Origin of the sequence: Ilyobacter sp., assembly GCF_041583315.1 — a bacterium.
Classification (GTDB): domain Bacteria; phylum Fusobacteriota; class Fusobacteriia; order Fusobacteriales; family Fusobacteriaceae; genus Ilyobacter.
On sequence record NZ_JBFHGC010000123.1, the window covers coordinates 1 to 5,972 of the forward strand.

Genomic DNA, 5,972 nt, shown 5'->3' on the forward strand with positions numbered 1-5,972 from the left:
GGAACTGATACTCCTTTAGATATACTAAAAAAGAGATATGCAAGAGGAGAAATTACGAAGGAAGAGTTTGATGAAATAAAAAAAGATCTCCAATAAATCGTTAATGTAACATCTTTTGTTTATTCTCCAAATCTTAATTACTGAATAAACCGACAGTCTCTCTAGAATAAATAAACTGTAACTATGAAACTGGACAGTGTGACTTGTTTCATGGTTACAGTTTAGTATTACATTACCAAAAAAACAAGGCTAAATCAGCCTTGTTTAGGAAAGGACATAAAAGTTATTTTTTATGATAGGTTTTACAATTTACATGATTACCAATAACAGACATATGTACACCCTCAGCAGCACACTCAAAAGATTTGTTGAAGGAACAACTTCCAACTTTACACGAACCGACCCCACCTATTACATCATCAAAACCACCTTTTGAAGGGCTATTCATAAAAGTATCGCATATAGGTTCTGTATCTCCTATATTGATGGCCATTGTATGACATTTTTTATTTTTGTTGTAAATACAATTTTTAGCATCACAATCCAAAATTTTGCACATTTTCATATTACCATTACACCTCCAAGACCTTTCCCAAAAAAGTATACGTTCTAAAAAACTATTTTCCTATATAAAATTTTATTATTACTAACTTTGCTTCAGATAGAGCATTTTCACATACATAAGAAATGATTTTTCTTTTTCGCTCAACTTTCAACCGGTCTATTAGTTTTAGGCTCTTAAACCTATTCAATTCCAAGAAGTTATGGAGTAAATATAGTAATTCTCAAAACCTCTCCATTCCTTTTAATGTATCAAGCGCTAATTCTAACTTAGTTTAAAAAACTATTTTGTTCAGCACCCGATTTTTCTGAAAGATATGTTTTAAGATCCAGAGGTAGAAATAATCCATTAGAATGACCGAGTAAAGAAACCATGCAGTAAGACCATTCATTTATGTTAGAAACATGTGAATAGTTAAACTTCATTCTCTGGATATTTTTAGAAGGAATTTGCTTAGTAGAAAGAGTATCATCAATAGAAAAGAAGAAGGGTTCTTTCTTTTCATCAGAATTAATGGTTAATATATTCATTAAGTGGGCAACTCCTTGAGATGTTTTGGTGTCGTTACCGTAATATTGCCTCAAGAATTGCCTATTTTTAATTTTTTGCACAAGTCGAGTTAATAACATGAATATTCAATAAAAATATTACAATAATAAAATCTACGACCATAAAAATTGAATAGGATTATTCCGTTTATATAGATGACTTCTTATAATATCGGTGATTTTAGAAGGAATCATCTTAAAAAAATTAGAAAATAATGACTTTAATATTGAAGAATACAAAATGTATGCAGGCGACAATTCCAATAACTATGTGGATTTAGAAGATCCATTTCATAATTAGAAAAGGTTATTTTAAAGAGGTTTATTTCTCATGTTTTTTATTTTTTGATTGTTTTGTCAGGAGGAGTGAGTTAACCGCTAGATATAAATTCACCATCAAAAGTACACACTCAACCCTTAGATAAAATGCGGTCAAAGTATCATACAAAACTAGAAATAAAATAATAATATCAATTTAATTTGAAAAATTTAATATTTCTAATTGACAGAATTTAAAAAAAACATTATTATGTATAGATAATACACATTATACACAGATCAAGTGTGTTATAAAAATTGTAATATTTATATTAAAATTTGGGAGGTAATATGAAAAAATTATTAGTTTTATTAATGGGACTGTTTACGGCGTTCACAATTATGGCAAAAGATTATTCGCAGTATCACAATCCTGAGGCATTGGTGAGTCCAGAGAGAGCAAAAGAAATTATAGAGAAAGATAAAAACATAATTGTATTCGACGTAAGAAAAACAGCTGAATATATGCTAGGGCACATTCCTGGGGCTGTTGATATCTGGAGAACGGATATATCTGCAGATGATAATGAGTATCCATTTGGTGGCATGAGAGCTTCTGGTGAAAAAATAAAAAACGTTTTAGGAAATTACGGAGTAGATTCAGAGACACATATTCTTATATATGATGCAAAAGCTGACTATGATGCAGCAAGGCTATGGTGGGTACTGGATATGTACGGACATAAAAAAATATCTCTTATCGATGGCGGAATCGACGGTTGGAAAAAAGCAGGCCTTCCTTTAGAGGTAGGATTTGCCAAAAAGAAAGATAAAAAAGTCTACAGTTTAAATAAAAAAGCTGATTATTCAAAACTTGCTCAATTAGATGATGTAAAAAAAGCTATAAAAAGCAAAAATGTAATAGTTATTGATACAAGAGCAGATGACGAGCATTTGGGTACAACTACTAAAAAGGGTGCTTTTAGACCAGGAAGAATTCCAAGTAAAACATTTATACCATGGGAAACGGCTGTTCATGATGAAGGAGACAAAACATTTAGAAGTGTAAAGGAACTTAAAGATATCTACGGAAAGCAAGGAGTGACTCAAGATGCGACAATAATAGCGTACTGCCAGTCGGGAGTTAGATCTGCACATACAACGTTTGTACTTACACAGCTTCTAGGATATAAAAATGTAAGAAATTACGATGGTTCTTGGATAGAGTGGTCGTACCATAAAGAACTTCCTGCTGATAAGGGGTAAATAAAATTTAAGTTTTTCTGAAATCAAATATAGTATATTCCTAGATGAATAAAGGGAATCCTTGTGGGGTTCCTTTATTTAGGGAATAGTTTTTAGTTCTATTAGGGGAAATCTATACAATTTACAAAATTATATTTAGAGACTGACTGGTATAGAATTCGGGCAGTATTAAATGAATATCTAAAATATTTTGGTTTTAAAATACAAAGGAAGGGTTATTATGAATGCAAAAACTGCTATAAAAATGCACCAATATTTAGGGTTCTCTAAAATTTTTAATACTGCAAATCCTGCTCCCGAGGGAAATAAAAACAAATATGTTTTTTTCCCGGGATGTTCTTTACCATCTTACAATCCTAAGGCTGTGGGTAAAATCCTGGATCATTTACAGGATAGATTGGGAATGGAAGTTGGCTCTATGCTGAAATGTTGCGGGAAGCCAACTCTTAGAATGGAATCAGGATCTAAGATTAAATGCTGTGGGAAACAAACCCAAAATATAAAGAGTGGGGATAAATTTATAGATAGATTTTCTCAAGTGGAAAAAGAACTTGATAATATAGGAGCAGAAACTATAATTGTAACATGTCAGTCATGTCTGGAAATATTTGAGCGTTATGGAAATAAAAAAGTTATATCATTATGGGAACTACTTCCTGAGATTGGTCTTCCTGATGATAAAGTTGGGGTTGGAGATGGGAGTGATGTAATATTCAATATACATGACCCTTGTTCTGGCAGAGATAAAGAAAATGTCCATGAAGGAATAAGATGGATAATAAAAGAGCTTGGCTATAGTATAGAAGAGTTAAAAAATTCAAGAGAAAAAACAATTTGTTGTGGTCTTTCTGGACTTCCAGTGCATGGAGATTATGACATATCTAAAAAAATTATGAAAAAAAGAGCAGAAGAATCTACAACTGGCCACATGATATCTTATTGTGCTGCCTGTCGAGAATCTATGGAAACAGGTGGAGTGGATTCATTACATATTCTGGACCTTGTTTTTGGTGATACTTACAAAAAAGAAAAGGTAGGGAGTAGAAATATTGGGGTATTAAAACAGTGGGATAACAGATTTAAATCTAAAATGGAGTTTGATAAGAGAAAGTAAATTGATGTAAATAGGGTCTACCCCAAAGGTTGTATAAATCTTCAGATTGATGTGAAATCACACCACATTTTTCTGAAGATTTTGTATGAAAAAAAATAAAAGAGTCAGAAAACATATTTTATGAAGAAGCCTATAGATTAATAAAAGTTGCAATAGTCAGAAGGAGTGACCAAAATGAGTGATTTATTATTTTATTTATATATTTTAGGAATATTTTTAGTGGGTGTAGGATCTTATAAAAAGATTAGAGGAACTAAAGATTTCTATGTTGCAGGAGGCAATGCAGGTGTTATACCACTTACAGGAAGTTTACTAGCAACTATACTAGGAAGCTCAGCTATTATAGGAAGTGTCAATTTTTCTACCAAAAATGGATGGGCAGGTTCATGGTTTATGATTTGTGCTGCTCTAGGTTTAGGGGCATTATATTTTCTTTTAGAAAGATTAAAAACATTTAAAGGGTATAATCTACCCGAGCTACTAGGTTGTTTTTATGGACCGGAAGTTAATAAGATTGCTTCATTTGTTATTCCCATTGCATGGACAGGGATAGTGGCATCTCAAATAATGGGTGCAGCAATGATTATATCCAAGATGACAAGTATTACGTATAGCAGTGGTATTTGGTTAAGTGGTTTAGTTTTTATTGCGTATACCTGTTTGGGAGGACAACTTTCTATAATAAAAACAGATTTCATACAATTTTTATTTATAATTTTTGGTTTACTTTTATGTTTTATCTATACAGAATTCAACTACGACCATAGTAATGCCTTACCTTTAATAAGTGATAAATTTGGATATAAGGAACTGGTTGTAATGTTACTAACATACTCAACGACCTTTTTTGTTGGACCGGATATTTATTCTAGAATATTTTGTGCAAAGGATCTAAAAACAGCAAAAAAAGCGATAATTTTATCAATTATAATTTTATTGCCACTGTCATATATACTCTCTTCCTTGGGAATACATGCTTCTGCTCTTATTGGAGACAGGTCTGTAGATTCATCATTGATTTTCTTGATAGAAGAAATTTTACCAAAATCGATGGCAATTCTCATGTATTTTTGCCTTTTATCTGCAGTAATGTCATCAGCAGATACAACCTTATTAACAGCTTCATCTATGTTGACACAAATATTTATTGGAGATTTAAAAGATAAGAGAAGCATTGGTATTACAAGGTCATTTATTATTTTTTTAGGAATTATTTCAATATTTATAGCTCTTAAGATGCAGCTAATTCTAGCCTCAATATTTTTAGCTTTATCGATATATTCTGGAGCATTTATTATACCAACCTTTTTAGGCATATTAGGGTACAGAGCTTCTAAAAAGTATGTTATTTTAGCTATATTTACAGGTGGTGGGGTGGCTTTATTTGGGAAAATATATGGAGGACAAACTGGAAATATCTATATCATATTTGCATTTGTTTTAAATGCTTTTATCATAGGGATTCCTTATATTTCTAAGAAAGTAAGGTATAAGCTTGTAAAAAATTCAAATATTTAGGCCTCCAGACGGAGGTTTTTTTAATCTTTATTGGAATGGCAACACTTTCTTAAACAACTTTTTTATCTCTTAAGATACCTGGCCTTGTAGGCGATAGTACACCATCTATTAGGGTGGCCATCGATGGAAGTATACCGTTATTTATAGTTGAAGATCCAAAGAGTATTGAAGATGATATCCTGGTCCACAACTCCAACCCATTTAACACTATCACCAACAGAAACAAATTTTTTCATAGTCGATCTCCTTTTTGCAGTATATCAAGTTAAATCAATAATAGATCCAATACCCATTTTAAACCTAACCTTGCAATATAACAGTAGCTTATGTTACTTGACATATTTTAATTTTAATTTCTCCTAAAAAAAACCTGCAAACAAACATCCTAAGTTGTTTTGTTTACAGGTTTGGTTTTTTTTAATTATTAAGCATTATTTCTTTTTAACTATTCAACTCTTTCGAAATCTTCTTTAGTTCCGCCACATATAGGACATACCCAGTCTACTGGTAAATCTTTATATTCAACCCCAGCTTCAACCTTGCCATCTGGATCTCCTACTACAGGGTTATAGATATAACCACAAGTTATACATCTCCATTTTTCCATAACTACTCCCCCTATAAAAGTTTCTTTTTAAATTAGGATATTAGATTAATCGTTAATTCTTTATTCTATTCCAAAAATTTTCATATCTTCTTCTACTGA

The 5,972-nt window shown here is 31.5% G+C and carries 7 protein-coding genes; 4 read left to right on the plus strand and 3 right to left on the minus strand.

Annotated elements, in window-relative coordinates:
- The first annotated feature begins 21 nt into the window (after positions 1 to 21).
- Entirely contained in the window at positions 22 to 96 is a 75-nt protein-coding gene (locus tag ABZA26_RS05770; RefSeq protein WP_372713571.1) for an SHOCT domain-containing protein, read from the plus strand.
- A 187-nt stretch (positions 97 to 283) separates the two neighbouring features.
- On the opposite strand, the gene ABZA26_RS05775 is transcribed toward ABZA26_RS05770, so the two are convergent.
- Both ABZA26_RS05775 and ABZA26_RS05780 read right to left on the minus strand, forming a co-directional pair.
- Positions 284 to 565, minus strand: a complete 282-nt coding sequence (locus ABZA26_RS05775; protein WP_372713565.1) for a DUF1540 domain-containing protein — start codon at positions 563 to 565, stop codon at positions 284 to 286.
- A gap of 266 nt (positions 566 to 831) precedes the next feature.
- Positions 832 to 1,092, minus strand: a complete 261-nt coding sequence (locus ABZA26_RS05780) for a hypothetical protein (RefSeq protein WP_372713566.1) — start codon at positions 1,090 to 1,092, stop codon at positions 832 to 834.
- 627 nt (positions 1,093 to 1,719) lie between these two features.
- Here ABZA26_RS05780 and ABZA26_RS05785 point away from each other — a divergent pair.
- The 3 genes from ABZA26_RS05785 (at position 1,720) to ABZA26_RS05795 (ending at position 5,266) form a co-directional block, all read left to right on the plus strand.
- Positions 1,720 to 2,634 (plus strand): sulfurtransferase, encoded by a 915-nt coding sequence (locus ABZA26_RS05785; RefSeq protein ID WP_372713567.1) that lies wholly within the window; start codon positions 1,720 to 1,722, stop codon positions 2,632 to 2,634.
- Between the two features lie 220 nt (positions 2,635 to 2,854).
- Positions 2,855 to 3,748, plus strand: coding sequence for a heterodisulfide reductase-related iron-sulfur binding cluster (locus ABZA26_RS05790; protein ID WP_372713568.1), 894 nt, complete (start codon positions 2,855 to 2,857; stop codon positions 3,746 to 3,748).
- A gap of 174 nt (positions 3,749 to 3,922) precedes the next feature.
- Complete coding sequence (locus ABZA26_RS05795) at positions 3,923 to 5,266, plus strand: sodium:solute symporter (RefSeq protein ID WP_372713569.1); 1,344 nt, start codon at positions 3,923 to 3,925, stop codon at positions 5,264 to 5,266.
- A gap of 445 nt (positions 5,267 to 5,711) precedes the next feature.
- Here the strand turns inward: ABZA26_RS05795 and ABZA26_RS05800 are convergent, their stop codons facing one another.
- Positions 5,712 to 5,873, minus strand: a complete 162-nt coding sequence (locus tag ABZA26_RS05800; protein WP_372713570.1) for a rubredoxin — start codon at positions 5,871 to 5,873, stop codon at positions 5,712 to 5,714.
- Between the last annotated feature and the right edge of the window lie 99 nt (positions 5,874 to 5,972).